This is a genomic window from Collinsella sp. AF05-9 (assembly GCF_003465595.1).
Taxonomy (GTDB): domain Bacteria; phylum Actinomycetota; class Coriobacteriia; order Coriobacteriales; family Coriobacteriaceae; genus Collinsella.
Window position 1 is genome coordinate 71435 of the sequence record NZ_QSBB01000006.1, and the last position, 26440, is coordinate 97874.

19 protein-coding genes and 4 tRNA genes are annotated in these 26440 nt (G+C 63.0%); all 23 read left to right on the forward strand.

The window, feature by feature from the left end; translation table 11 throughout:
• The first annotated feature begins 408 nt into the window (after nucleotides 1-408).
• The 23 genes from DWV43_RS10245 (at nucleotide 409) to DWV43_RS03490 (ending at nucleotide 26291) form a co-directional block, all read left to right on the forward strand.
• Complete coding sequence (locus DWV43_RS10245; RefSeq protein WP_199569349.1) at nucleotides 409-720, forward strand: hypothetical protein; 312 nt, start codon at nucleotides 409-411, stop codon at nucleotides 718-720.
• The gene (locus DWV43_RS03390; protein ID WP_199569350.1) at nucleotides 630-1574 is read left to right on the forward strand and encodes a double-cubane-cluster-containing anaerobic reductase; all 945 of its coding nucleotides are present in this window, start codon (nucleotides 630-632) and stop codon (nucleotides 1572-1574) included. The genes DWV43_RS10245 and DWV43_RS03390 overlap by 91 nt, the downstream gene beginning before the upstream one ends.
• A gap of 159 nt (nucleotides 1575-1733) precedes the next feature.
• Nucleotides 1734-2498, forward strand: coding sequence for an acyl-CoA dehydratase activase (locus tag DWV43_RS03395; RefSeq protein WP_117817078.1), 765 nt, complete (start codon nucleotides 1734-1736; stop codon nucleotides 2496-2498).
• A 70-nt stretch (nucleotides 2499-2568) separates the two neighbouring features.
• Nucleotides 2569-3618 (forward strand): selenide, water dikinase SelD, encoded by a 1050-nt coding sequence (selD, locus tag DWV43_RS03400; RefSeq protein WP_117817079.1) that lies wholly within the window; start codon nucleotides 2569-2571, stop codon nucleotides 3616-3618.
• A gap of 60 nt (nucleotides 3619-3678) precedes the next feature.
• Nucleotides 3679-4305: a sulfurtransferase-like selenium metabolism protein YedF gene (gene yedF, locus DWV43_RS03405; protein WP_117817080.1), complete on the forward strand. Its 627-nt coding sequence runs from the start codon at nucleotides 3679-3681 to the stop codon at nucleotides 4303-4305.
• 19 nt (nucleotides 4306-4324) lie between these two features.
• The gene (locus DWV43_RS03410; RefSeq protein WP_117817081.1) at nucleotides 4325-4576 is read left to right on the forward strand and encodes a DUF3343 domain-containing protein; all 252 of its coding nucleotides are present in this window, start codon (nucleotides 4325-4327) and stop codon (nucleotides 4574-4576) included.
• Complete coding sequence (locus DWV43_RS03415; protein ID WP_117817082.1) at nucleotides 4573-5712, forward strand: aminotransferase class V-fold PLP-dependent enzyme; 1140 nt, start codon at nucleotides 4573-4575, stop codon at nucleotides 5710-5712. The genes DWV43_RS03410 and DWV43_RS03415 overlap by 4 nt, the downstream gene beginning before the upstream one ends.
• A gap of 67 nt (nucleotides 5713-5779) precedes the next feature.
• A complete protein-coding gene (brnQ, locus tag DWV43_RS03420; RefSeq protein WP_117817083.1) occupies nucleotides 5780-7138 on the forward strand; it encodes a branched-chain amino acid transport system II carrier protein in 1359 nt (452 codons plus the stop codon).
• A 91-nt stretch (nucleotides 7139-7229) separates the two neighbouring features.
• Nucleotides 7230-7306: transfer RNA gene (locus DWV43_RS03425), tRNA-Pro, on the forward strand.
• Between the two features lie 6 nt (nucleotides 7307-7312).
• A tRNA-Gly gene (locus DWV43_RS03430) sits at nucleotides 7313-7386 on the forward strand.
• Nucleotides 7387-7709: 323 nt separating this feature from the next.
• On the forward strand, nucleotides 7710-8546 hold the full coding sequence (locus tag DWV43_RS03435; protein WP_117817092.1) for a formate/nitrite transporter family protein: 837 nt from the start codon (nucleotides 7710-7712) through the stop codon (nucleotides 8544-8546).
• A gap of 186 nt (nucleotides 8547-8732) precedes the next feature.
• Nucleotides 8733-10190, forward strand: a complete 1458-nt coding sequence (gene selA, locus DWV43_RS03440) for an L-seryl-tRNA(Sec) selenium transferase (RefSeq protein ID WP_158566024.1) — start codon at nucleotides 8733-8735, stop codon at nucleotides 10188-10190.
• Nucleotides 10187-12157: a selenocysteine-specific translation elongation factor gene (gene selB, locus DWV43_RS03445; protein WP_117817084.1), complete on the forward strand. Its 1971-nt coding sequence runs from the start codon at nucleotides 10187-10189 to the stop codon at nucleotides 12155-12157. Before selA ends, selB begins: the two co-directional genes overlap by 4 nt.
• 214 nt (nucleotides 12158-12371) lie before the next feature.
• Nucleotides 12372-12468: transfer RNA gene (locus tag DWV43_RS10160), tRNA-Sec, on the forward strand.
• 262 nt (nucleotides 12469-12730) lie between these two features.
• Entirely contained in the window at nucleotides 12731-14086 is a 1356-nt protein-coding gene (gene gdhA / locus DWV43_RS03450) for an NADP-specific glutamate dehydrogenase (protein WP_117817085.1), read from the forward strand.
• A gap of 167 nt (nucleotides 14087-14253) precedes the next feature.
• A complete protein-coding gene (locus DWV43_RS03455) occupies nucleotides 14254-15156 on the forward strand; it encodes a xanthine dehydrogenase family protein subunit M (protein WP_199569352.1) in 903 nt (300 codons plus the stop codon).
• On the forward strand, nucleotides 15156-17987 hold the full coding sequence (locus DWV43_RS03460; RefSeq protein ID WP_117817087.1) for a molybdopterin cofactor-binding domain-containing protein: 2832 nt from the start codon (nucleotides 15156-15158) through the stop codon (nucleotides 17985-17987). The genes DWV43_RS03455 and DWV43_RS03460 overlap by 1 nt, the downstream gene beginning before the upstream one ends.
• A gap of 140 nt (nucleotides 17988-18127) precedes the next feature.
• Nucleotides 18128-18211 (forward strand) — tRNA-Leu (locus tag DWV43_RS03465).
• 88 nt (nucleotides 18212-18299) lie between these two features.
• On the forward strand, nucleotides 18300-19601 hold the full coding sequence (tig, locus tag DWV43_RS03470; protein WP_233509174.1) for a trigger factor: 1302 nt from the start codon (nucleotides 18300-18302) through the stop codon (nucleotides 19599-19601).
• Nucleotides 19602-19764: 163 nt separating this feature from the next.
• Nucleotides 19765-20385, forward strand: a complete 621-nt coding sequence (locus DWV43_RS03475) for an ATP-dependent Clp protease proteolytic subunit (RefSeq protein ID WP_022095182.1) — start codon at nucleotides 19765-19767, stop codon at nucleotides 20383-20385.
• Nucleotide 20386: 1 nt separating this feature from the next.
• Nucleotides 20387-21793 carry an ATP-dependent Clp protease ATP-binding subunit ClpX gene (clpX, locus tag DWV43_RS03480; protein ID WP_117817088.1) on the forward strand — a complete coding sequence of 469 codons (1407 nt, stop codon included), beginning with the start codon at nucleotides 20387-20389 and terminating at the stop codon, nucleotides 21791-21793.
• Nucleotides 21794-22004: 211 nt separating this feature from the next.
• Nucleotides 22005-24701: a valine--tRNA ligase gene (locus DWV43_RS03485; protein WP_117817089.1), complete on the forward strand. Its 2697-nt coding sequence runs from the start codon at nucleotides 22005-22007 to the stop codon at nucleotides 24699-24701.
• Between the two features lie 246 nt (nucleotides 24702-24947).
• Nucleotides 24948-26291 carry a folylpolyglutamate synthase/dihydrofolate synthase family protein gene (locus tag DWV43_RS03490; RefSeq protein ID WP_117817090.1) on the forward strand — a complete coding sequence of 448 codons (1344 nt, stop codon included), beginning with the start codon at nucleotides 24948-24950 and terminating at the stop codon, nucleotides 26289-26291.
• The last annotated feature ends 149 nt before the right edge of the window (nucleotides 26292-26440 follow it).

A 26440-nucleotide genomic window follows, 5' to 3' on the forward strand; every position in this document is an offset into this window, starting at 1 on the left:
GTGACCGTTTGCCGAATCTAGACTGACAAAACCTTATCAATATGATAAATAATTATCAGAGGGTAGGTTCGGGCATTAGACATCTTGTGCTCCGATGCTGTCGTACGTGTGTCGGCGGTGTTCGTCTGGACGACGACCGCCGGTATAATTGCCTTCGATAAGAAATAGGAGGGTGCGTCGATGCCGCAGATGACATATTCGTGTCGTATTGCGGCGCGCGCCCTGTATATGGCTCGGAGCCGCATATGAGCAGGTATGTTCACGGCTCCGGGAGAGACGACGCACAACTAAATAATCGACCGCAAAGTAGGTTCCCTAAAAATCCGGTTTTGAGCACGGCCGGGCAATCGCCGCCCGTCGTGCATCGATACCGCTGTTATCCGTTTTTGGTTCGAGAGGGGAACCGTCATGGCTGAAGCAATCGAAGAGGTCAAGTTGCCCAGCACGTTTGAGGAGTTCAACGAGCAGCGCAAGGCCGCGTTTATTCGCGTCAAGGATTACAAGCAGGCCGGTAATCGCCTGATCGGGTATCTGTGCAGCTATACGCCGCTCGAGATTATCGATGCCGCGGGGGCCGCAAGTGTCGCTCTGTGCGGTACGTCCGATGAGGTGATCGCGAGGCCGAGAAGGTGCTGCCGGCAAACCTGTGCCCGCTCATCAAGTCTACGTATGGTTTTGCCTATTCGCAAAAGTGCCCGTTTACGTACTTTAGCGACATGATCATCGGCGAGACCACCTGCGACGGCAAGAAGAAGATGTACGAACTGCTCAACGAGCTCAAGCGCACGCACATTCTGCATCTTCCGCAGGGTCGCGATCGTGCCTACGAGCGTGAAGGCTGGTACGAGGAGTGCCGCCTGCTCAAGGAGGAGCTCGAGGGCTTCTACGGCATCACGATTACCGACGATGACCTGCGCGCCGCCGTCCGTCGTCGCAACCGCTTGCGTGCGGCCCAGCTCGAGATGTTTGCGCTGCAGGCCAACCAGCCGGCGGCCATGAGCGGCGTCGACCTGATGAGCACCATGTTTGCCGGTACGTTCAGCTTTGATATCGAGGCCTATACGCAGCAGCTGGAGCAAAAGGTCGCCAAGCTGCGCGAGGCCTACGACGCGGGCGAGCGCCCGGTTGCGGCGGATGCCAAGCGCATTCTGATCACCGGCTGCCCGGTGGGCGGCGTGATCAACAAGATCGGCCGCACCATCGAGTCCAACGGCGGCGTGGTCGTGTGCATGGACGACTGCTCGGGCGAGCGCACGGCGGCCATGATGATTGACCCGGACGCACCCGACATTCTGCGCGCTATCGCAGACCGCTACCTGGACATTAACTGCTCGGTCATGACGCCCAATGATGGTCGTATGGAAAACACGCTGGCCATGTGCGAGAAGTATCACGTCGATGGCGTGGTGGAGAGCGTGCTACAGGCGTGCCACACCTTTAACGTGGAGAGTGCGCGCATGCAGGAGGCTGTCGAGGGTGCGGGCATTCCGTACATGAAGATTGAGACCGATTACAGCAACGGCGACATGGGCCAGATAGAGACGCGCATTGCCGCCTTTATCGAGACCCTCTGACGTCTGAGGCACCCGACCTTCCGGCTCCAACCCTCCTCGCGTACCTTGAGTACGCTTCGTCGGGCTTGTCGCTCGGAATCTCGGGCACCTCAGACGCCAGAGGGCCGTTGTTGCAGTGGTGTCTGATCGTTTGATTAGTTTGCCGATTAGGAGAGAGCCATGATAGGGGTCGGGATCGATATCGGGTCTACGGCGGCTAAGGCCGCTGTGGTCGATGGAGAGGGTTCGGTGGCGTGGACGTGCGTGCAGCCAACCGGGTATTCGTCGGTCGATGCGGCCGAGCGCCTGCGCGTGGAGCTCACTGCAGCCGGCTATGACGTGACGGGCGATGATGTTCGCGTGGTCGCGACTGGCTACGGCCGTGTTGCCGTGCCCTATGCGCACAAGGTCGTGACCGAGATTACCTGCCACGGCACCGGTGCCGTGTGCCTGTTTGGCGACCACGGCACCGTGATCGACGTGGGCGGTCAGGACACCAAGGTCATTCAGATCAAGGGCAGCCGCGTGGTAAAGTTCGCCATGAACGACAAGTGCGCCGCCGGCACGGGGCGCTTTTTGGAGATCATGGCCGACCGCCTAGGCATTTCCCAGCAGCAGATGGCCGACCTGGCGCGTTCCGGCGAGCCTACCAAGATTAGCAGCATGTGCACGGTGTTTGCCGAAAGCGAGGTTATCAGCCTCATCGGTCGTGGCGAGCCGCGCGAGAACAATGCGCGCGGCGTGATCGACAGCGTGGTCTCGCGCGTGGCGACCATGGCCGGGCAGGCCGCGGGCGCCCCGTACTACCTGACCGGTGGCCTGTGCGAGAACGCCTTCGTGGTGGAGCGGTTGGGCGAGCTACTGGGGTCGCCGGTGACCACCTCGCCCCAGGCTCGCTTTGCCGGAGCGATCGGCGCGGCGATTCGCGAACAGGCGCTCAATTAATGCATCCGCCTTGGGCTCGTATTCATGCGTATACTGAGAGAAAATGATTGACCGATGAGAGGGGGCATCGATGCCTGACGATCAGATTAAGCTCACGTCCATGACGGCCGCGAGCGGTTGAGCCGCTAAGTTGGCTCCCGGAGCCCTCGCCCAGGTCCTGGGCGACTTACCCAATGTGCATAACGACAACTTGCTCGTGGGGTTCGATACCTCCGACGATGCGAGCGTCTTCCGCGTAGGGGAGAACCTGGGGCTCGTGCAGTCCATCGACTTCTTCCCACCGATGGTCGATGACCCGTTCCTGTTTGGCCAGATCGCTGCGGCCAACTCGCTGTCGGACATCTACGCCATGGGCGGGCGGCCGAGCCATGCCATGAACCTGCTTTGCATGCCCAGTTGCCTGGGCGTTGAGGTTGCCGGTCAGATTCTGGCAGGCGGCGCCGATAAGTGCGTCGAGGCGGGTTGCTCCATCGCGGGCGGCCATACCATCAACGACGACGAGCCCAAGTACGGCCTGTCCGTGAGCGGCTTTGTCTCGCTCGACCGCATGCTCGCCAACAGCGGCGCGCGCGCTGGCGATGTCCTGCTGCTGACCAAGGCGATCGGCTCGGGTATCATCACCACGGCCATTAAGGGCGAGCTTATCGAGCAGGATGAGGCCTGTCCGATGTGGAACTCGATGCGCACCCTCAACGAGGCCCCGATTCGTCTGGCCGAGGGCCTCGAGCTTCACGGCTGCACCGATGTCACGGGCTTTGGCCTGATCGGGCACGCGTGCGAGATGGCCGAGGGCTCGGGCGTGCAGGTTGAGCTTGCGTCGGGGGCGGTGCCGCTCTTTGATCAGGTGCTCGACATGGCACGTCTGGGCATTATCCCAGCGGGCTCCTACCGCAACCAGGACTTTTTTGGCCCGCGTGTGGCTGCCGACGAGGACCTGGAGCCGGGCATGCTCGACGCGCTGTACGATCCGCAGACGTCTGGTGGCCTGCTTATCGCGGCGCCCGCGGCGGATGTGGATGAGCTTGCGCGTCGCCTGGATGCCGAGGGGTGCATCGCCGCCGTTATCGGGCGCGTGTGCGAGGCGATGCCGGGCGGTCCTGCTGTTCGCGTTGTGCATTAAAGAAAACCGTTTATGCGACCGCCTACTGTTCTGGGCGGTCCCTTTTGAAAGGATGTAGCTATGTCTACCAAGATTGAAGTCAATGCCATGGGCGATGCCTGCCCGCTGCCCGTCGTCAAGACGCTCAAGGCCCTCAAGCAGCTCGATGGCGAGGGCGCTGTCGTGACCTCGGTCGACAACGAGACGGCCGTCAAGAACATCTCCAAGATGGCGCAGGAGAAGGGTTGCACGGCCTCGGTCGAGAAGATCTCGGACGCCGAGTGGCACGTGATTGTCGCGACCGCCGGTGCCGTGGCAGTTGCGGACCCCGAGCAGGACGGTGCCGCTTTTTGCGACGCCAGCGCCGGCAAGGGCAAGCTCGTCATTTCCGTCTACACCGACTGCATGGGCCGCGGCGACGACGAGCTGGGCCACAAGCTCATGAAGGCCTTCATTTTTGCCGTGACGCAGCAGGAGGAGCTGCCCGCGACCATGCTGTTCTATAACGGCGGCGCCAAGCTGACCGTCGAGGGCTCTCCGGTGCTCGACGACCTGAAGGGGCTGGCTGAGCAGGGCGTCGAGATTCTCACCTGCGGTACCTGCCTGGATCACTTTGGCATTAAAGACCAGCTTGCGGTGGGCGAGGTCACCAACATGTACGTGATCGTGGAGAAGATGGAGCAGGCCGTGCGCGTCGTGCGCCCGTAGCGTATTGGTTGGAGTTGCCATGAGGGAGAAGCGCCCGGCGCTTGTCATCACGTTTCCCACCACGGCGGCCGCCATGGGCTGCGAGTCCCTGTGCGTTGAGCGTGGCCTTCCCGGGCGAACGATTCCCGTGCCCGGGGAGGTCGCTGCCGGCTGTGGTCTGGCGTGGAAAGCGTTGCCTGCCGATGAGGAGCTGCTGCGCGGCGAACTCGCCGCGGCGGGCGTTCCCACCGAGGGCTATACCGTGATTGATATGTGGGAGGTCGTGCGATGATCTACCTGGATAACGCGGCGACGACCATGCACAAGCCGCAGACGGTCATCGATGCCGTGACGCAGGCGATGTGCTCGCTCGGCAATGCCGGGCGCGGCGCCACGTCGGGTGCCCTCGATGCCGCTCGTACGATTCACGGTTGCCGTGCCAAGCTCGCGCGCTTGCTGGGCTGCCCGCGGGCTGATCATGTGTGCTTTACGTCCAACTCCACCGCGGCGCTCAACACCGCCATCAATGGCGTGGTGCGCCGCGGCGACCGCGTGGTCACGACGGTGCTCGAGCACAACTCCGTGTTGCGTCCGCTCAACCGCCTGGCGGCAGAGCAGGGCGTGACCGTTGAGCATGCGGGCTGCGACGCGAACGGTGCGCTCGACTACGAAGAGCTTGAGCGGCTGGTGACGCCGGGCACACGTGCCGTGGTGGTGGCGCACGCCTCCAATGTGACCGGCAACGCGGTCGACATTGCGCGCGTGGCCGCCATGGCCCATGCGGCCGGTGCGCTCGTGATCGTCGATGCCTCGCAGTCTGCCGGCACGGCGCATATTGATATGCAGGCCATGGGGCTCGACGTGGTGTGCTTTACCGGCCACAAGGGGCTCATGGGTCCGCAGGGGACCGGCGGCCTGGCCGTGGCGGAGGGCATTGACGTGGCCCCCTGGGCCATGGGCGGTACGGGCGTGCACAGCTTTGATCCGCTGCAGCCGCTTGAGTGGCCCACGCGCCTGGAGGCGGGCACGCTCAACGGCCACGGTGTCGCCGGCCTTTCTGTCGGCCTCGACTTTATCGAGGCCCAAGGTGGGGTCGAGGCGATTGCGGCGCATGAGCGAGCACTGGCGGATCGCTTTCTCGCTGGCGTGCGCGAAATCCCGGAGATCAAGCTCTACGGTGCCTTTGACCAGCCCGTGCGCTCGGCGATCGTTTCACTCAACGTGGGCGATATCGATTCGGCCGAGATTTCGGACGCGCTCATGCAAGGGTGGGGGATTGCGACGCGCCCCGGCGCCCACTGCGCTCCGCTCATGCACCGCGCGTTGGGGACCGAGCGCCAGGGTGTCGTTCGCTTCTCGTTTGGGTATTTCAACACGGACGAGGAAGTTGACGCCGCGATTGAAGCTTTGCGCGATTTAGCTTGCTAAAGCGTATATACTTGCGGGATGGGCCTTTTGCCCGTCCCGTTTTTGTTTCGACCCGAAAGGTGGTCCCATGGCCTCATCCGCCCCGCGCGGCCTGCGCTCCGACCATGTCGTTACCGTCGGTATCGCCCTGTTCTCGATGCTCTTTGGCGCCGGCAACCTTATTATTCCGCCGCTGCTGGCGCTGCAGGCAGGTTCTGCCACGCCGGTCGCCATGCTCGGCTTTCTCATTGCCGCCATCGGCCTGCCCGTCATGGGCTTTATCGCCGTGGCACTTGCCGGAACGGCGCGCGAGCTTGCCGGCCGTGTGCATCCCAAGTTCGGCGAGTTCTTTGTCGCGGCGGTGTATCTGGCTATCGGCCCGTGCCTGGCCATTCCGCGCACGAGCTCCACGGCCTTCGAGATGCTGGTGCCGCTGTTGCCCGAGGGCGTCTCGCTCGGCACGGCGCGCCTGGTGTTTGCCGTCGGCTTCTTTGTCGTCGCGTTTGCGCTCACGCTGCGCCCGGGCGTCATCACACGCGTGCTCGGCCGCATTACGGGCCCCGCGCTCATTGCGCTCATCGTGCTGGTCGTTGGTGCTGCCGTGATCTCGCCGCTGGGTCCCGCTGCCGCGCCGCAGGCCCCCTACGATGCTGGCGCTGCCGTGCAGGGCTTTCTGACTGGCTATCAGACCATGGACCTGCTCGCGTCGCTCGCCTTTGGCATCATCATCGCCGAGACCATCCACGAGTTGGGTGTTACCGATGACAAGCGCGTGGCCTTCGAGATTTCGCGTTCCGGTGTGATCGCCGGCGTACTCATGGCCATCATCTACTGCGGCTTGGGCCTTGCCGGTATGCAGCTCGGCACCGTGATGCCCGACGCTACCAACGGCGCCGCCATCCTCGCCCGTTCGGCCTCCATGCATTTTGGGCTTGCCGGCACGGTCGTGGTCTTTGCGATCTTTTTCCTCGCCTGCATGAACGTGTGCATCGGCCTCATCAGCTGCTGCTCGCGTTACTTCTGCGAGACGTATGTGGTCGAAGGGGGAGCGGAGGCCTCTGAGGAGGCCATGCGCCGCCCCTTTGCGGTTCTCGCCTTTGTGTTCGCAGCGTTTTCGTGCGTGCTCTCCAACGTGGGCCTCGACGTGATTCTTATGTTCTCGGTGCCCATGCTCAATGCCTTGTATCCCGTTGCCATTGTGCTGGTGCTTATGGGCCTGGTGCACGGTTTTTGCGATGTGCATCCGCAGGTATGGGTTTGGGTCGGCGGCGTCGTCGCGGTGCAGAGCGTGATCACCTCGGTCCGCGACGCGTTCTTTGCTGGCGCGTGGCTACCGTTCGATGCGCTGCCGCTGGCGGATATCGGTGCCGCGTGGGCGCCGGTCGCCGTGGTGGCGTTTGTGATAGGCCTGCTCCACAGCCGGTTTGTCGCACATTCGAGGAGCTAGAATATCGCCGCTTGCACAGGCGGGAAGTCTCCCCTATAATTTCCTTCGCTTTGGGACACGCAAGGTTTATGCCTTAGCTGCTCAACACCTTCGGGACGTGGCGCAGTTTGGTAGCGCGCCTGCTTTGGGAGCAGGATGTCGCAGGTTCAAATCCTGTCGTCCCGACCATATCTTGCGGGCGTAGTTCAATGGTAGAACCCCAGCCTTCCAAGCTGATGACGCGGGTTCGATTCCCGTCGCCCGCTCCATAAGAATTGTTTTAACGGCTTTGGTTTCCTTTGGGAATCAGAGCTGTTTTCGTTTACGCGCCGGGCGACGGGAATCGAACCCGTCAGGGTGCGGAGCTGAGAAAATGCGTGAGCATTTTCCAGCGCAGCACGCAAGGGCCGAAGGCCCGCAGCGAAACAAGGATTTGCGAAGCAAATCCTTGGACTTCCCGTCGCCCGCTCCAAGCTATATAATCGCAGGCCAATATGCTAATTTGGCTCGCGTTTATTTTTATACCGTCCGACCTCGCGGGGCAAATGAACCAAGAGCGTTTGTCCCACATCGTAAGAAAGTAGTGATTGCCATGGCACAGAGTAAGGCAGAATACCCCACCCCCGACTGCCTGGCGCCCGCCGCGATCGAGGCTAAGTCCGAGGCCGCCGGCGTTACCAAGGCCAACCTGCCGGTCTCGAAGGCCTTTTTGCTCGCCATGTTCGCCGGAGCGTTTATCGCCTTCGGCGGCCTGTTCTTCACGGTCTTTCTGAGCGATCCCACGCTTGGCTGGGGCGCCCAGCGCTTCGTGGGCGGTCTTGCTTTTTGCCTGGGACTGGTGCTCGTGCTCATTTGCGGCGCGGAGCTGTTTACCGGTAACTCGCTTATGGTATGCGCGCTTAAGAGCAAAAAGATTACGCTCGTCCAGATGTTCAAGGCTTGGGCTGTTGTGTGGATCGGCAACTTTGCCGGCGCCCTGTTCGTTGTCTTTTTGATTTACATGGCAGCTATTTATAAGCTCAACGGCGAGGCCGTCGCCAATACCATGGTGAGCGTCGCCGCCGGTAAGGTTGCGATCGACGCCGTTACCATCTTCTTCCGCGGCATTTTGTGCAACATCTTTGTCTGCCTGGCCGTATGGATCGGCACTGCCGGCAAGACCGTGGTCGACAAGGTCGTGGGCATTTTGCTGCCCATCGCTGCCTTTGTGGCCTGCGGTTTTGAGCACTGCGTCGCCAACATGTACTTTTTGCCCATGGGTATTTTGATGCACTCCTGCGGCTATGGAGCCGATGTCGCTGGCGCCGATGCCCTCAACGCTGCCGGGTTGGCGCTCAACCTTACGGTCGCCACGCTGGGCAATATCGTGGGTGGCGCCCTGATCGTGGCGCTGGGCTACTGGTTTATCTACGCCAATAAGGAGGCCTAAAGCCACCAAGCCATAACCGACCAAAAAGGGACAGGTTTATTTTGGCAGGTTTTAGACGAGGCGCTTCGACGTCTTGTCACGAGCTGCCATAATGGACCTGTCCCTTTTGCGTGCGCGCCGGTATTTATTTGCCCGATGACGATCGCGGGGGACCAGCTTTTTATTGAACATGTCGAAAGGCTTTTCATGAGCGACTGCGAATCCATGTCTGCCGAGGTGCGCGGCCGCCTGCGTTCCATTCCCGCCGTTCACGAGCTGCTTGCCGAGTGGCCGGTCATGAAGGCTGCTGGCGATGCAGGCGACACGATGGTACGCGAGGCGATTGACGCCGAGCTCGATGCCGAGCGCGCGGCGATTCGCTCCGGCGCCCCTGCAAGGAACAAGCGCGAGCTCGCCTTGGCAATTGAGCAGCGGACCCATCGCCTGTCGCTGCCGACCCTGCGCCCTGCCGTCAACGCGACGGGCGTTGTGATTCACACCAATCTGGGCCGCGCTCCGCTCGCTCCCGCGGCGGTGCAGGCGGTGACCGATGTCGCCCGAGGCTACAGCACGCTTGAGTATGACGTCTCAACCTGCGCTCGCGGGGGCCGCAAAGAGCATGCCGCGCGTCTGCTGCGCACGCTCACGGGGGCGCAGGACGCCTTAGTTGTCAACAACAATGCCGCCGCGGTGCTGTTGGTGCTTGCCGCGCATGCCTTCGGCAAAGAGGTCATCGTGAGCCGCGGCGAGCTTGTCGAGGTGGGCGGCAGCTTCCGCATCCCCGACATCATGGCGGCTTCGGGTGCCAAGCTTGTCGAGGTTGGCTCTACCAACCGCACACATCTGGATGATTATCGAAACGCCATCACGCCCAACACGGCGATGATCCTCAAAGTCCATCCTTCCAACTACCGTATCGAGGGCTTCCACGAGGAGGTTTCCGTGGCGGAGCTTTCTGCGCTGGCGCATGAACATGGCCTGTTGCTTTACGAGGACCAAGGCTCAGGCGCTTTGCTTGCAGATGGGGTACTCGCCGATGCGGGGGAGAGGCCCGCGTCCGTGTCTCTTGGCGCCGGCGTTGACGTCGTCTCGTGCTCGGGCGACAAACTGCTCGGTGCTTCGCAGGCGGGCATCATCCTTGGCAACGCCCAGGCAATTGCCGCCTGCGCCTCTCATCCGCTTATGCGCGCGCTTCGCCCCGGTAAGCTCACGCTCGCGGCGCTCGAGGCCACTTTGCGACTGTATGTGACCGGTCCCGATGCGGCGCATCGGGAGATCCCGGTACTCAACATGCTTTCCGGCGCGCCGGCTCCGCTCGAGCGCCAGGCCAAGCGCCTGCACGACCGCATGCTGCGCAAGCTTCGCGAGGCTCAGTGCGAGGAGGCCGTGGAGCTGCAGGTTGTCGAGGGCGCCTCTACTCCCGGCGGCGGATCGCTGCCGACTGTCGAGCTCCCTACATTTTGCGTTGCCGTCTGTCCCGTCGATGGGCGTCTATCCGCCGATGGCCTAAAGCGCGCTATGGTACAGGAGCCCGATACGCCGGTTGTGACACGCGTGCGCCACGACCAGGTGCTGTTTGACGTTCGCACGCTTTTGCACGACACCGACCTTGACCTGTGTGCGTCTGCGTTGGCGGATGCCGTGCGGGCGGGTTTGCGTCGATGACTGCGCGTGAGCTTGTCGAGTGTCCCGTTGTCGTTGGAACAGCAGGACACGTCGACCACGGAAAGTCGGCCCTTATCGAGGCGCTGACCGGCAAAAATCCCGACCGTCTGGAGGTCGAACGGCGCCGAGGCATGACCACTGAGCTCGGCTTTGGCGAGCTCGAGCTTCCCAGCGGCAAGCTTGTCGGCTTGGTTGACGTGCCCGGGCATGCGCACTACCTGCGCGCGATGGTACAGGGTGCCACCGGCGTGGACGTTGCGTTGCTGGTGGTTTCTGCCGTTGAGGGCGTGATGCCGCAGACGCGAGAGCACGTGTACGTGTTGGAGCTGTTGGGCGTGAGGCACCTCGTGGTGGCGCTCACGATGCGCGATCTGGCCGATGACGAGACGGCGGAGCTCGCCGAGCTCGACGTGATGGACTTCCTCAGCGATACCGTCTTTGCCGATGCGCCCGTGGTGCCTGTTTCCTCGCGCACGGGCGTGGGCATCGAGGACGTTCGCCTTGCCCTCGATGCCGCCATCGACTCTTTCCTGGCCGATGCCGCATCCCGCCCGGTGCGCCCCGGTCTGGCCCCGCGCCTGCCCATCGACCGCTGCTTCACCATCAAGGGATCCGGGACGGTCGTCACGGGCACGCTTCACGATGCCCCCGTAGCGGTGGGCGACGAGCTCGTCTCATGTCCCGCGGGCGTGCGCTGCCGCGTGCGTGCGATTCAGGTGCATGGTGATACTCCTCGGGCGTTGCCCGGACAGCGCGCGGCGCTCAACATCGTGGGCGACGGTGCGGGCGACCTTCCGCGTGGCGAGGTCCTCTGCGGGTCTGGTGCTGAGGGCTCGACGCTCAGGCTCATCGCCCGCTTCACGTATCTGGGGCGCGAGGGCACCAAGCCCGCGCCCTTCGGGTCCGGTACGCGCGTTCATGTGATGGCGGGTACGGCGGAGGTCCTTGGCCGTATCATGCTCATGGAGGGTGAGGGACCCATTGAGGTTGGCGAGACCCGCATCGTGCAGGTCCGTCTGGAGGAGCGCCTTCCCGTGCGATCGGGCGACGGCCTCATTGTGCTCGCGTTCTCGCCGGTGGTGCTTATCGGCGGCGGTCGTGTTCTTCTTTCGCGGTGTCGCCGCTCGCGCGTCCTCTCCGCGGGCGAGTGTGCGCTGCTCGGGGCCCTGGATGCCGACGACCGCGCCGCCGCCGTTGCCGCATGGTTGGGGCTGCAGCGCCTGCCCGTGCCTGCCGCGGCCGCAGCCCGTGCTCTCGATCTTTCGGGTGCCGAGGCGGCTGCGCTCCTGCACGGGGCGGTTTCCTCGGGTCACGCCGTGGCGCTTCGTGCCGAGCGCTCGACCGAGGAGCTCTATGCCGCCCCCGCTGTGCTCGATGCCGCCCTCGCCACGCTCTCCGTCACGTTGGCCGCCATGCACGGGGCCGCGCCCAAGCAGACGGGTTTCACGCCGGGCGAGGTCGCGCATGCCGCCTGGCCGACAGCGGGCGAAGACGTCGCGTCCGCGCTCGTTCTCGAGGGCTGTGCGCGCGGCGTGTGCACCGTCGACGGTGCCGAGGTGTTCGACCCGCACTCTGCCGCTGCGGCGATACGTGTGGTGCGCGAGGCGAGCCAGCGCATCGTGGCCGCCCTCGACGAGGCGGGTCTCGGTGCGGCGACGCTGCCCGAGGTGGGTGAGCGTCTGCAGCTCGATCGCGACACCATGACGCGTGCCCTGCGCGAGCTTTCGCTCAACCGCGCGATCGTTAAGATCGAACGCGACGTTGCCTTGTCTGCCGCCGCCGAGGCCCATGCACGTGAGGTCGTCGCCGCGGCTATCGAGGCTGCTGGCGGCGTTGCCACGACGAGTGTGCTGCGCGAGGCCTTAGGCGTGTCGCGCAAACGAGCCATTAGCATCTTGGAGCACCTGGATGCGGTGCGTTTTACGACGCTCAACAAGGAGGCCGGCGGTCTCAGATCCCTGCGCTAGGGCTCCGAATCGCCGCGGGCCACAAAACCGGCCTATCTACTACGTTTAAGTGAGTACCCTCGACCATTTCAAAAACCGCAAAAACAAAACCGCAGGTAGATGACTTGCCGATGTTACGAAAAAGTGGGTATGGCTAACCCTTGCTGGTTAAACGTAGTAGATGGGCCGTTTTCGTGGCGCGACACTGCGCGTTTGGTAAAATACCGCCACGTTTGGGAACGGATGGGCTCCGGTGGGCCCCGCGGTCCTCAAAACCGTTGTGAGGCGTGCAAAACGTCTTGGATGTGTTCGATTCACATACGTTCCCGCCAACGCATCCTGCCAACCACCACAAAGGTGCCTGTCCTCTTTGTGGTGGTATGGACCATGTGGACGAAACAGCTTCGAAACACGCGATTTGTACGTCGGGTGCTCAAAAACGCTTCTACCTGCATCGTAATCAAAACGAAACATCTGCTCGTCGGCTTATGCGAAACTTTGCTGCAACAGTGCGATATTATCCATACTCGATAAAGCTCGCGGCGCATGGGGCGCCGCGAACGACACCTTTCTTTTCCATCAATTGGAGGAAGCATGAGCTACACGCAGAAAGTTCTCGACGAGCTCAAGGCCCGCTATCCCGAGCAGCCTGAGTTCATCCAGGCCGCGACCGAGATCCTCGGCACCATCCAGCCGGCGCTCGACGCCCATCCCGAGTACGAGGAGGCCGCCCTGCTTGAGCGCCTCGTCGAGCCCGAGCGCATCGTTATGTTCCGTGTCCCCTGGGTCGATGACCAGGGCAAGGTTCAGGTCAACCGCGGCTATCGTGTCGAGTTCAACTCTGCCATTGGACCCTACAAGGGCGGCCTGCGCTTTAACCCGACGGTCACCCTGGGCATGCTCAAGTTCCTGGGCCTGGAGCAGATCCTCAAGAACAGCCTGACCACCCTTCCCATGGGCGGCGGCAAGGGCGGCTCCGACTTTGACCCCAAGGGCAAGTCCAACAACGAGATCATGCACTTCTGCCAGTCCTTCATGACCGAACTCTATCGCCACATTGGCCCCAATACCGACGTTCCCGCCGGCGACCTGGGCGTTGGCGGCCGCGAGGTTGCCTACATGTTCGGTCAGTACAAGCGCCTGACCAACGAGTGGACCGGCGTCCTTACCGGCAAGGGCCTCTCCTTTGGCGGCTCGCTCGCCCGTACCGAGGCCACCGGCTACGGTCTGGTCTACTTTGTGGACGAGTACCTCAAGAGCCGCGGCGACTCCTTCGAGGGCAAGGACGTCGTCGTTCACGGCTCCGGTAACGTCGCTATCTACGCGGTCCAGAAGGTTGCCCAGCTCGGCGGCAAGGTGCTGGCCTGCTCCGACACCCACGGCTGGGTCGAGGATCCCGACGGCATCGACTACACCGTGCTCGAGCATGTCTACAACAAGAAGCGCTCCGGCCACGACAAGGGCGTCACGCTCGCTATGTACGTCGACGAGAAGCCCAATGCCGTGTGGCACGAGGGCGACGGCCGTGGCGTGTGGCAACTGCCCTGCGACATCGCGCTGCCCTGCGCTCGCGAGAACACGCTGTTGCTCGAGGACGCCCAGGCGCTCGTCGCCAACGGCTGCAAGGTGGTCGGCGAGGGCGCGAACATGCCCACGACCATCGAGGCCACGACCTACTTCCAGGAGAACGGCGTCGCTTTTATGCCCGGCAAGGCTGCCAACGCCGGTGGCGTGCTCGTGTCCGGCCTGGAGATGAGCCAGAACGCCGAGCACCTGTCCTGGACCTTCGAGGAGGTCGACGGCAAGCTCGAGCAGCTCATGCGCGGCATGTTCCACAACGTGGACGACACCGCCAAGGAGTACGGCGAGGAGGGCAACTTCGTCATGGGCGCCAACATCGCCGGCTTCCTGAAGGTCGCCGACGCCATGCTCGCCCAGGGCGTCTGCTAAATCTTCGCTCGATATAGCATCGCAGAAGGCTCCCAGTCATCTTGGCTGGGAGCCTTTTTTGATCCGCATGCGACGGAGGAAAACGGTTCATTTTGTCCCGACACGAGCTATGCCCCCTCGTTTGGTACACTTAAAGGTACTGGACAAGTGAAGAGATGGGGGAGAACGTGCTCAAGTTCGGTACCTACGTCCGTGTTGGAAACGCGGCCGAAGCCTATGAGCTCTTACAGAAGAACCGCAACAACAAGATTGTGGGCGGCGGCATCTGGATGCGTCTGGGTTCGCGTCGCGTGGCGACGGCGATTGACCTTTCGGCCTGCGGACTCGATCAGATCGAGGAGACCGAGACCGAGTTTCGCATCGGTGCCATGTGCACCCTGCGCCAGCTCGAGCGTCATGCCGGGCTCAACGCGCTTGTCAACAATGTCTTTGAGTTCGCCGTCCACGATATCGTGGGCGTGCAGCTGCGCAATACCGCCACGGTGGGCGGCAGCATCTACGGTCGCTTTGGCTTCTCGGACGTTCTCTCTGCCTTCCTCGCGCTCGATTCCTATGTTGAGCTGACGGGCGCCGGCCGCGTGCCGCTCGCCGAGTTCGTGGATATGGGCTACGTGCGCGACGTGATCGAGCATGTCGTGGTCGTCAAGCACGATTACCGCGCGAGCTATGAGGCCGTGCGCAAGGCTGCGACCGACTTCCCCTCGCTCAACGTCACCGCCGCCTGGTGGGACAACAGCTGGCACGTCACCGTGGGCGCCCGCCCGCTGCGCGCGACCCTGCTGCAGGGCGAGGCATGTGGCCTCACCAGCGAGCAGCCTTCCGAGGACGAGCTGCGCGCCCTGGCCGCGTCCGTACGCGCGTTGAGCTACGGCACCAACCTGTGGGGCTCGGCCGACTACCGCCGCCGCATCTCGGCCCCGCTCGCCATCCAGGCCGTGCGCCGTGCCGCCGGCATCGAGCTTTCTGCCGCGCTTGCCCGCGAGCTCGAGACCGTGCAGACCCCTAAGTTTGCCACGGACGAGTATTCCTGCCGCCGCGTGCCCGGCGTCGATTCTAGCGAGGTGCGCTAATGGCTGCCAAACTCATCGATCTTTCCTTTACGCTCAACGGCCGTAAGGTCAAGGTTCAGATTGCCCCCGACACCATGCTCTTTGCACTGTTGCGCGAGCAGGGTTGTGCGTCGGTGCGCTGCGCCTGTGAGACCACAAACTGCGGCCTGTGCACGGTGTGGCTCGACGGCGACCCGGTGCTGAGCTGCTCGGTTCCCGCTGCCCGTGTTGAGGGACACACCATCACCACGCTCGAGGGCCTTAAGGCCGAGTCCGAGGCGCTTGCCCGTGCGATGGCTGCCGAAGGCGCCGAGCAGTGCGGTTTTTGCGCCCCCGGCCTCATCATGAACGTGCTGGCGCTCGCCCGCGCCGCCAAGGAGGACCCGAGCCTCGTCGCCACGCGCGAGGAGCTCTCGCGCCAGCTGGCCGGCAACCTCTGCCGCTGCAGCGGCTACGAGAGCCAGCTGCGCGCCATTGTGCGCTTCCTCAACGAGTCCGGCGTGCAGGTGGGCTTCGAGATGCCCGAGCTGCCGGTCAATAACACCAGCTCTGACGGCGTCACCTACAAGCAGATCACCCACAAGCAGCCCAAGAAGGACTCGAAGGCCCTGCTCGAGGGTCGTCCGGTCTACACCGGCGATATGGTGCCCGCCGGCGCCCTGATCGTCAAACTCAAGCGCAGCCCCTATGCCCGCGCCAAGATCCGCTCCATCGATACGTCGCGCGCCCTGAAGGTGCCCGGCGTGGTGGGCGTTTACACCTATGAGGACGTGCCCAAGCGCCGCTTTACCATCGCCGGTCAGAGCTATCCGCAGCCGAGTCCCTACGACCGCTTGATCCTCGAGAACCTTGTGCGCTACCAAAACGAAGAGGTGGCGATCGTCGCTGCCGAGACCGAGGAGGCTGCCGACAAGGCGCTCAAGCTCATCAAGGTCGACTATGAGGTGCTCGAGCCCCTGCTCGACTTTACCCAGGCACTCGATAACGATATCGTGGTCCACCCCGAGGGCGACGTGACCTTTATGTTCCCGCAGGGCGGCGATGTCCCGCGCAACCTGGTGTGCAGCGGTACCAGCGATTTTGGCGACCTTGACGAGGCCTTCGCCCAGAGCGACATCGTCTTTGAGCGCACCTACACCAGCCAGGCCACGCAGACCGCGCCCATGGAGACCTTCCGCGCCTTCGCGACGACCGACGCGTTCGGCCGCATCTCCGTGACCACCTCGACGCAGGTGCCCTTCCACGTGCGCCGCATGGTCGCGCAGTCGCTCGACATTCCGCAGTCGCAGGTGCAGGTCATTAAGCCGCGCATCGGCGGCGGCTTTGGCTCCAAGCAGACGGGCTGCTGCGAGATCTTCGTGGCGTTCGTCACCCAGCAGACTGGCCGTCCGAGCTACTGCTGCTACACCCGCGAGGAGACCATCACCGCGGGCAACTCGCGCCACCAGATGCAGATGACCGTTAAGCTGGGCGCCATGAACGACGGCACCATCACGGCCATCGACCTGCACACGCTGTCCAACGCCGGAGCGTACGGCGAGCACGCCACCACGACGATCGGCCTTTCGGGCCACAAGAGCCTGCCGATTTACAACCATGTGAAGGCGAGCCGCTTTAGCTGGGACGCTGTCTACACCAATACCAACCGCGGCGGCGCGTATCGCGGCTACGGTGCCACCCAGGGCCAGTTTGCCGTGGAGAGCGCCGTCAACGAGCTCGCCGACATGCTGCACATGGACCCCGCCGACCTGCGCCTTAAGAACATCGTGCGCGAGGGCGAGACCATGCCGCAGTACTACAACGAGAAGCTCAACGCCTGCGCGCTTGACCGCTGCCTGCTGCGCGCGATGGACATGATCGGCTGGCGCGACAAGCCGCTGGCCGTGGACCTGGGCGACCGTGTGCGCGCCCTGGGTTGTGCGCTCACCATGCAGGGCTCGGGCATTTCCAACGTGGACATCGCCGGCATCGACATGCGCCTGGAAGAGGACGGCTTCATTACCATCGGCACCGGCGCCACCGATAACGGCATGGGCGTCGACACGATCTTGGCGCAGATTGCCGCCGAGGAGCTGGGCGTGGAGAGCTCGCTGATCGTGGTGCGCGGCGTGGACACCGACGTGTCGCCGTTCGACGCCGGCTCGTACGCGAGCTCCGGTACCTACGTGACGGGCCTTGCCGCCAAGAACGCCGCGACCGAGCTGCGCGAGAAGATTTGCGCCAAGGCCGCTCAGATGTGGGACGTTGACGCCGCCGACGTGGTCTTCGACGGCCAGTACGTGCGCCTGTCCGACGAGCGTGCCGCTCGTGAGCAGAACCGCTACCTCACACTGCGCGACTTTGCCAACCTGTGCGTCAAGAACATCGCTGGCGGCGACGCACTGACCTCGCATGCTTCTGCCTGCCTGCCCGTTTCTCCTCCGCCGTTTATGGCCGGCATTGCCGAGGTCGAGGTCGACAAGGCCACCGGCAAGGTGACTGTGGTGGACTACGCGGCGGCCGTCGACTGCGGCACCGTGATCAACGAGGCACTCGCGCGCGTCCAGGCCGAGGGCGGCATTGCCCAGGGTATCGGCCACGCGCTCTACGAGATCGTCGAGCACGACGACCGCGGCCGCCTGCGCACCGGCAACTTTATGAGCTACAAGCTGCCCACGCGCCTGGATATCGGCAGCATTCGCGTGGCCTTTGAGCCGAGCTACGAGCCGACGGGTCCTTTTGGTGCCAAGTCGATCGGCGAGGTCGTCATCAACACGCCGCTCGCCGCTGTTGCATCGGCCGTGGCACACGCCACCGGCCACCAGGTGCGCTCGCTGCCGATCACGCCCGAGAAGGCCCTGCTGGGGGAGTAGCGGGTCAGCGAACAAGTCGTAATGGGCGGGGCGGGGCAACTCGCCCCGCCTTTCGCACTCGTGGTGAGGTCGTGAGCCTGTAAAACGTGTGCGTGCGCTTGTCGTTCGTATCTGCTATCATTCCTAGTCTGTGCGCTCATGCGGGCGTGGCGGAATTGGTAGACGCGCCAGATTTAGGTTCTGGTGGGATTCCCGTGAAGGTTCGAGTCCTTTCGCCCGCACCAACGCATCTGCGTCGGCTTCGGCCGTCGCGACACTTTGTTGCATAAAGGTACCAGCACCTCAGATAAGCTGGGCAGTATGAGGAGGAACGTGTTGAACATCACCGCTTCTGACGTCAAGGACGCCAAGCTCACCGCTACGGTCACCATCCCGGCCGCCGACGTCGACGCCGCGATCAAGAAGGCCTATAAGGACACCGCCAAGAAGTACCGCTTCCCGGGCTTCCGTGCCGGTAAGGCTCCCCGTCCGGTCATCGACTCTGCTCTTGGCGCCGAGGCTACCCTCGCTCAGGCCACCAACGACCTGATCGCCGCCAACGAGCCCGCCGTCCTCAACGAGCTGGACATCGTCCCCACCAAGAGCGGTGACTACAAGGAGCTCGACCTCGCCAAGGATCACGAGGACTACACCTACACCGTCGAGTTCTCCCTGCGTCCCGCCGCTGAGCTCTCCTCCTTCGACGCTGTCGAGATCGAGATGCCCCCTGCGGAGGTCACCGAGTCCGAGATCAACAACCAGGTCGAGATGCTCCTCAACTACCGTGCCACCTTCGAGGACGTCGTGGGTCGCGCCGTCGAGGCCGAGGACTATGTCACCGTCGACCTCAAGGCCGTCGAGAACGCCGACAACTTCGCCGCCGAGGGCCGTATGCTCATCGCCGGTAGCGACAGCAACCCCGCCGAGTTCAACGAGGCTCTGATCGGCGCCAACGTTGACGACGTCAAGTCCGTCACCTGGACCGACGAAGCCGAGGAGGGCGAGGAGGCCGAGACCCACACCGTCGAGGTCACCGTCAAGGGCATCAAGGTCCGCAACACCCCCGAGCTCACCGACGAGCTCGTCAAGTCCGACTTTGGCTTCGACAGCATCGACGCTATGCGCGACGCCATCAAGATCGAGATCGAGCAGGACAAGGCTTCCCGCCTCCCGGCCGAGAAGGAGAACCGTTGCGTCTCCGCTCTCGCCGAGCGCCTGCAGCTCGACGAGATGGATGCCGACTACGAGCAGTCCGTCTTTGAGGAGCTTGGCCAGAACTTCCTGTCCAACCTCGCTGCCCGCGGCATGACCCTGGACACCTGGCTGCCCGCTTCCGGCCTGACCATGGAGCAGTTCATCGGCGACCTGCACAAGCAGGCCAACGACGTTGCCCGTGAGTCCCTGGCGCTCGACGCTCTCGCCCGCGAGCTCAAGATTGAGGTCACCGAGGACGACATCAACGCCGAGTTCGAGAAGGCCGGCGTCAAGGACGTCGAGGCTTCCAAGGCTGAGTTCATCGCCGATGGCCGCATGCCTGCCGTCCGCGAGTCCATCCGTCGCTCCAAGGCCGTCGACCACCTGGTCGAGAACGCCAAGGTGACCGAGGTCGACGAGACCGCCAAGGACGCCGAGTAATTCTCGCCACCTTGCCCACGAGCGCATGCATGCGCCCGTGATGGGGTAAAGTTATAAGCCGATTATCCGGTTGCTTCGTACGGTGCCAGCCAATGCATAGCATGCGGGCACCGTACGTTTATCTAGAACCAATTTGGTCCGCAAGAGAGAAATGGAGATGCGTATGATCGCTAAGTTCGATTCCGCACTCGTGCCATACGTTATCGAGCAGACGCCGCGCGGCGAGCGCAGCTACGATATCTATTCGCGCCTGCTCAACGACCGCATCATCTTCTTGGGCGAGGAGATCAACTCCGTCAGCGCCAACCTGGTCGTTGCCCAGCTGCTGCATCTTGAGAGCCAGGATGCCGAGAAGGATATCTCGCTCTACATCAATTCGCCCGGTGGCGAGGTTTACTCTGGCCTGGCGATTCTTGACACCATGAACTTCATCAAGCCGCAGGTCTCCACCATCTGCGTCGGTATGGCCGCGTCTATGGCTGCCGTGCTGCTTTCGGCCGGCGCCAAGGGCAAGCGCTTCTGCCTGCCGCACTCCAAGGTCATGATTCACCAGCCCAGCGGCGGTGCCCAGGGTCAGCAGACCGAGATCGAGATCGTGGCCGAGGAGATCAAGAAGACCCGCCGCGAGCTCAACCAGATCCTGTCCGACGCCTCGGGCCAGCCCATCGAGAAGGTCCAGGCCGATACCGAGCGCGACAACTACCTCACGGCTGCCGAGGCCCTCGACTACGGTCTGATCGACCGTATCGTCACCTCGCGCGATCTTGCCGCGAAGGATGCCTAGGATGGCAGGAAACATGCAGGACAACTTTGACGAGAACGGCAATCCCATCCGCTGCTCCTTCTGCGGAAAAGAGCAGGGCCAGGTCCGTCGCCTCGTAAAGGGCCCGACCAACATCTTTATCTGTGACGAGTGCGTCGCCGCCTGTTCCGAGATTCTGGAGGAGTCGCTGGCTTCGGACTTTATGGACGCTGCCCGCAATGGCAAGCTGCCGGGCTTCCTCAACGACCACGGCCAGGCTGCCGGGCAGCCCGCTGTGGACCCCGAGACCGAGGGCTTTGAGCTCGAGGACGACCGCCAGGTCATCACGCACGTGCCGACGCCGCACGAGATCTATGACGAGCTTTCGGCTTATGTCATGGGCCAAGAGGACGCCAAGCGCGCCATGTCGGTTGCCGTGTACAACCACTATCGTCGCGTGATCGAGGGCGGCGCTGCGCTTTCGGCCTTTGACGACGGTTTGGACTCGCAGCTCGACGACGATATGGACGAGGTGGAGCTCGCCAAGTCCAACATCCTGCTGCTCGGTCCCACCGGCACCGGCAAGACCCTGCTCGCCCAGACGCTCGCGCGCATCCTCGAGGTGCCGTTTGCCATCGCCGACGCCACCGCGCTCACCGAGGCCGGTTACGTGGGCGAGGATGTGGAGAACATCCTGCTCAAGCTCATCAACGCCGCCGATGGCGAAATTGAGCGCGCGCAGGTGGGCATCATCTACGTGGACGAGATCGACAAGATCGCCCGCAAGGCCGAGAACCTGTCCATCACTCGCGATGTCTCGGGCGAGGGCGTTCAGCAGGCGCTGCTTAAGATTCTTGAGGGCACGGTGGCAAGTGTTCCGCCCACCGGCGGCCGCAAGCATCCTCAGCAGGAGCTGCTGCAGATCGATACGACCAACATCCTGTTCATCTGCGGCGGTGCCTTTGTGGGCCTGGATAAGATCATCGCCGACCGCGTGGGCAACAAGGGCGTGGGCTTTAACTCCGAGATCGCCGGTCCCACCTCGGTCGACGAGAACGACCTGCTGCGTCAGGTGCTCCCGCAGGACCTCAACGCCTTTGGCATGATCCCCGAGTTCGTGGGTCGTACGCCCGTCGTCACCCAGACGCAGGCGCTCGACGAGGACGACCTGGTGTCGATCCTGACCGAGCCCAAGAACGCCGTCGTGCGCCAGTACCGCAAGATGTTCCAGCTCGAGGACGTCGAGCTTGAGTTTGAGGACGCCGCCCTGCACGAGATCGCCCGCATGGCGCTCGCCCGCAAGACCGGCGCCCGCGGCCTGCGCGCCATCTGCGAGGACGTGCTGCAGCAGACGATGTTCGACCTCCCCAGCGAGGAGGGCGTTTCCAAGGTCGTTGTGACCGAAGCCTCCGTAAAGGGCGAAGAACAGCCCCGACGCATCTACGGGTAAACCTGACAAAAACGTGCTTGCAAATAGCCTCCGACCATCCGCGGTCGGAGGCTATTTTATATATACGCAATAACCCCAACTACCTGTGTTATTCTGTGTGTTTGTTTAAGCCTCAGCGAAGTCATATCAGACTGAAGTAATCGATACCTAAGGGGAGGAATGCAGACCCTAGCGAGCCTACATTCCTCCCCGATGGGACAGGGGGAGATATATGGAAGAAATGCCCAAGAACTACGATCCGTCGACCAACGAGCCGGCGATCCTGCAGAAGTGGCTTGACGGCGGCTACTACAAGCGCCGTGAGGGCGTGGGCGACTGCACCGTCACCATTCCGCCTCCCAACGTGACCGGCAAGCTCCACATGGGTCACGCCACCGACGACTCCATCCAGGACGCCATCATCCGTATGGCCCGCATGCGCGGCAAGTCCACGCGCTGGGTGCTGGGCACCGACCACGCCGGTATCGCCACACAGACCAAGGTCGACAAGAAGCTCAAGAGCGAGGGCATCAGCCGCCTGGAGATTGGCCGCGATAAGTTTGTCGACGCTTGCTGGGACTGGACCCACGAGTACGGCGGCATCATCGTCGAGCAAATCAAGCGCATGGGCTGCTCCGTCGACTTTGACAACGAGCGCTTCACCATGGACGAGGATTACGCCCAGGCCGTGCGTAAGGTCTTCTGCGACTGGTACCACGACGGCCTGATCTACCGTGGCAAGCGCATCGTCAACTGGTGCCCCAACTGCACCACCGCCATCTCGGACGACGAGGCCGAGTACAAGGACGAGAAGGGCCACCTGTGGCACCTGCGCTACCCGCTGACCGAGCCGGTCAACGGCCAGGACTACATCGTCGTCGCCACCACGCGCCCCGAGACCATGCTCGGTGACACGGGCGTCGCCGTCTCCCCGAAGGATCCCGAGAAGGCCGCCTTCGTGGGCAAGACCGTCATGCTGCCGATCGTCAACCGCGAGATCCCCATCTTTGAGGATTGGCACGTTGATGCCAACTTTGGCTCCGGCTTCGTTAAGGTCACCCCGGCTCACGACCCCAACGACTACGCCATGGGTCAGGCCCACGACCTGCCGCAGATCAACATTTTCGACGAGCACGCGGTGGTCGTCGAGGGCTATGGCGAGTTTACCGGCATGAACCGCGACGAGTGCCGCGAGGCCGTTGTCAAGTGGTTCGACGAGCACGGCCTGCTCGACCACGTCGAAGAGCTCGACCACTCCGTCATGCACTGCTACCGTTGCGACTCCGCCCTGGAGCCGTGGCTGTCCGAGCAGTGGTTTGTGGCCGTCGACAAACTCAAGGGACCGGCGCTCGACGCCGTCAACTCCGGCAAGGTCACCTTCCACCCCGCGCGTTGGACGCAGACCTACACCACTTGGATGGAGAACCTCAAGGATTGGTGCATCAGCCGCCAGCTGTGGTGGGGCCACCGCATCCCCGTGTTCTACTGCGAGGACTGCGGCTGGGAGGACGCCCTGACCGAGGACACCGACGTGTGCCCCAAGTGCGGCGGCCATCACGTGCATCAGGACGAGAACGTGCTGGACACCTGGTTCAGCTCGCAGCTGTGGACCTTTGCCACGCAGGGCTGGCCGCAAAAGCCGGAGCTGCTCGAGGGACATCACCCCACGACGGCGCTCGTCACCGCGCGCGACATCATCGCGCTGTGGGTTGCCCGCATGGTCATGAGCTCGCTGTACTTCCTGGACGAGGTGCCGTTTAAGGACGTCGTCATTTACCCGACGATCCTGGCCAAGGACGGCAGCCGCATGTCCAAGTCCAAGGGCAACGGTGTTGACCCCATGGACCTCATTGGCATGTACGGTGCCGATGCCATGCGTTACAACCTGCTCACGCTGTGCACCAACAACCAGGATGTTAAGTTTGACGCGAACATCGACAAGAAGACCAAGAAGCTCATCGACAGCCCGCGTACCGACCAGGCCAAGTCGTTTGTGACCAAGATCTGGAACGCCAGCCGCTTCCTGCTCATGAACATGGAGGGCTACACGCCCGGCGAGCCCGTCGTTGAGACGCCGGCCGACGCCTGGATGTTCAGCCGCCTGGCAAAGGCCGTCAAGATGGTCACCGAGGGTATTGAGAACTACACCTTTGGCGACATGGCCCGCGGCGTGCAGCAGTTCTTCTGGAACGAGGTCTGCGACTGGTACGTCGAGGTCACCAAGGCCCGTCTGAAGGGCGAGGGCCGTCTACAGGCGCAGCGCAACCTGATCTTTGTGCTCGACACCTCCATTCGCCTGATGCACCCGCTTATGCCGTTTGTCACCGAGGAGATCTGGGACAACATGCCGGCGAGCGTGCTCGACCTGGACGCCGAGGGCAACGTGAACCGCGCCGAGGCGCTCATGATCGCCAAGTGGCCCGAGCCCGCCGACTACGCCAAGTACGTCGACGAGCCCGCCGAGCGCGCGTTTGAGCTGTGCCGTGCCGTCGTTTCCGCCGCCCGTGCCACCCGTTCGCGTTATCGCTTAAGCCCCAAGGCGGAGCTCGACGTGGTCGTGCGCGCCGGTGCCGAGGACATCGAGAAGCTCGAGAGCCTGCGCTCCACGATTGAGCCGCTGGCGAACACCGCTTCGCTGGTCATGGGCACCGATGTTGAGAAGCCGGCTGCGAGCATTGCCGTGGTCGATAGCGGTGTCGAGGTCTTTGTGGTGCTCGAGGGCAAGGTTGACCTTTCGGCCGAGAAGGCACGCCTGGAGAAGGAGATCGCCGCGGCCCAGAAGGAGCTTGCTGGCTGCGAGAAGACCCTTGCCAACGAGGGCTTTGTGGCCAAGGCCGCACCCGCGGTGGTCCAGAAGAAGAGGGACCGTGCAGCTGAGCTCAAGGAGATCCTGGCGGCGCTGACTGCTCAGGTTGCTGACTTCTCGTAGGCGTAACTGAGGGACGCGGTTTGGGGCATTGCTCGCTACTGCGGACACTTATTCCGCCGTTCTAACGAACGGCGGCTGACTCGACGCTGCAAACGCCTCTGATGGCCAATCTGCCGTTCAACTTCGGGCGCATGGGCATAAGCCCTATGCGCCCTTGTTTCACGGCACCTTGGCTCATCAGAGGCGTTTTCGCTGACTATCCTCAACCTATACTGTTTTATTTTTCTATGAATGGCGGTTCTAAAAATGCCTAAGCGTTCCGGCTTGTATACCGTTCCTTTTGAGTTTGATTTGCTTTCGTTTGATGAGGCTGTTGGGCTGGCTGCTGATACGGGGCGGATTTCTGGGGATGCTGGGCCTCTGCTCGAGACGGTTGTCGATATGCTTGATGAGCTGGGACGTCCGGACGAGTACTTTGATTGCATTCAGGTTGCCGGCACCAATGGCAAGACTTCGACTACGCGTTTTTCGGCTGCCATTCTTCGTGGTGAGGGGCTCAAGACCGCGCTGTATACGTCGCCACAGCTGGTACGCTATCCCGAGCGCATGGAAGTCGATGGATGTGTCGTGAGCGATGAGGCATTCGCCCGTGGCGTTTCTGCCGCCGTCGAGGCGGGGCATCGCGTGAATGCCCGTCGTGTGACGGCGGGGGAGCGCGCCTATACCATCACGCCGTTTGATCTGCTGACGGCTGCTGCTCTTGTGGTGTTTGCCGAGGCTCGCGTGGATGTTGCCGTGCTCGAGGTTGGCATGGGCGGCCGTTGGGACGCCACGAGTGCGACCGATCCCGTCGCCGTTGCCATTACGGGCATTGGGCTCGATCACACGCGTATTTTGGGCGACACGCTCGAGGCCATTGCGGGGGAGAAGGCCGCGGTCATCAAACCCGGGCGCCTGGTTGTGCTGGGCGAGGGCACGCATGAGCCGAGCGTTCAGCGTGTGATGGATGCCCGTTGCCGAGAGTGCGGCGCTGTGCCGCTCGTGGTGAGCCATACGACGACCAAACTTCCGGCACACGTGGGCGATACGGTGGAGTTTAGCTGCACCACGCCGCGTGCGATTTATACGTCGAGCATGGTTAAGCCGGCCTATCAGCCGCAGAATGCTGCGTGCGCGATTATGCTGTGCGAGGGGTATTTGGGTCGCGAGCTCGACCATGAGGCGCTCGACGCTTCGCTTATGGGCTGCCCCACGCCGGGCCGATTTGACGTGCTGGGGACCGATCCGCTCAAGCTGATTGATGCCTGTCATAACCCCCAGAGCTGCGAGAACTTTGTGAGCGCACTGGACGAGATCGATCCGTGCGTGGAGAACCGCCCCACGCTGCTGTGCGCCGCGCTGGCCGATAAGGACGTGGCGGGTATCGTTGACGTTCTGGTTCCGGCGTTCCCCCGCGTGGTCGTAACCCAGACCGATTCCGATCGCGCCTTGCCCGCACAGGAGCTTGCCTCCCTGGTGGACGCCGACAAGCTCGCGGGCGTGTACCCCAGCGTATCCGAGGCCCTCGCGGCTTTCGATGCCGCGGGCGAGCCCTTCGTAGCAGCCGGCACCATCACCCTAGCAGGCGAAGTAGCCGGCCTGCTGCGCTAACCCATCCCCTCAGCGGTTGCGGTGAAATGCGGACTGTTTTACAAGCCGGAAGCCTCAAACAGTCCGTATATCACCGCAACTCAAAAGCAGTCAATTTGGGACGTGTCTCTATGGTTTTGTCAACCGCGTGCTTCGCGCCATTTCGGCAT

Excerpts from the sequence above, each read along its gene's own strand:
- DWV43_RS03475 (WP_022095182.1), top strand. The coding sequence starts at position 19,765 with ATGATCGCTAAGTTCGATTCCGCACTCGTGCCATACGTTATCGAGCAG.
- selB (WP_117817084.1), top strand. The coding sequence starts at position 10,187 with ATGACTGCGCGTGAGCTTGTCGAGTGTCCCGTTGTCGTTGGAACAGCA.
- DWV43_RS03415 (WP_117817082.1), top strand. The coding sequence starts at position 4,573 with ATGATCTACCTGGATAACGCGGCGACGACCATGCACAAGCCGCAGACG.
- DWV43_RS10245 (WP_199569349.1), top strand. The coding sequence starts at position 409 with ATGGCTGAAGCAATCGAAGAGGTCAAGTTGCCCAGCACGTTTGAGGAG.
- yedF (WP_117817080.1), top strand. The coding sequence starts at position 3,679 with ATGTCTACCAAGATTGAAGTCAATGCCATGGGCGATGCCTGCCCGCTG.
- DWV43_RS03410 (WP_117817081.1), top strand. The coding sequence starts at position 4,325 with ATGAGGGAGAAGCGCCCGGCGCTTGTCATCACGTTTCCCACCACGGCG.
- DWV43_RS03435 (WP_117817092.1), top strand. The coding sequence starts at position 7,710 with ATGGCACAGAGTAAGGCAGAATACCCCACCCCCGACTGCCTGGCGCCC.
- DWV43_RS03485 (WP_117817089.1), top strand. The coding sequence starts at position 22,005 with ATGGAAGAAATGCCCAAGAACTACGATCCGTCGACCAACGAGCCGGCG.
- DWV43_RS03460 (WP_117817087.1), top strand. The coding sequence starts at position 15,156 with ATGGCTGCCAAACTCATCGATCTTTCCTTTACGCTCAACGGCCGTAAG.
- gdhA (WP_117817085.1), top strand. The coding sequence starts at position 12,731 with ATGAGCTACACGCAGAAAGTTCTCGACGAGCTCAAGGCCCGCTATCCC.
- DWV43_RS03490 (WP_117817090.1), top strand. The coding sequence starts at position 24,948 with ATGCCTAAGCGTTCCGGCTTGTATACCGTTCCTTTTGAGTTTGATTTG.
- brnQ (WP_117817083.1), top strand. The coding sequence starts at position 5,780 with ATGGCCTCATCCGCCCCGCGCGGCCTGCGCTCCGACCATGTCGTTACC.
- DWV43_RS03395 (WP_117817078.1), top strand. The coding sequence starts at position 1,734 with ATGATAGGGGTCGGGATCGATATCGGGTCTACGGCGGCTAAGGCCGCT.
- selA (WP_158566024.1), top strand. The coding sequence starts at position 8,733 with ATGAGCGACTGCGAATCCATGTCTGCCGAGGTGCGCGGCCGCCTGCGT.
- clpX (WP_117817088.1), top strand. The coding sequence starts at position 20,387 with ATGGCAGGAAACATGCAGGACAACTTTGACGAGAACGGCAATCCCATC.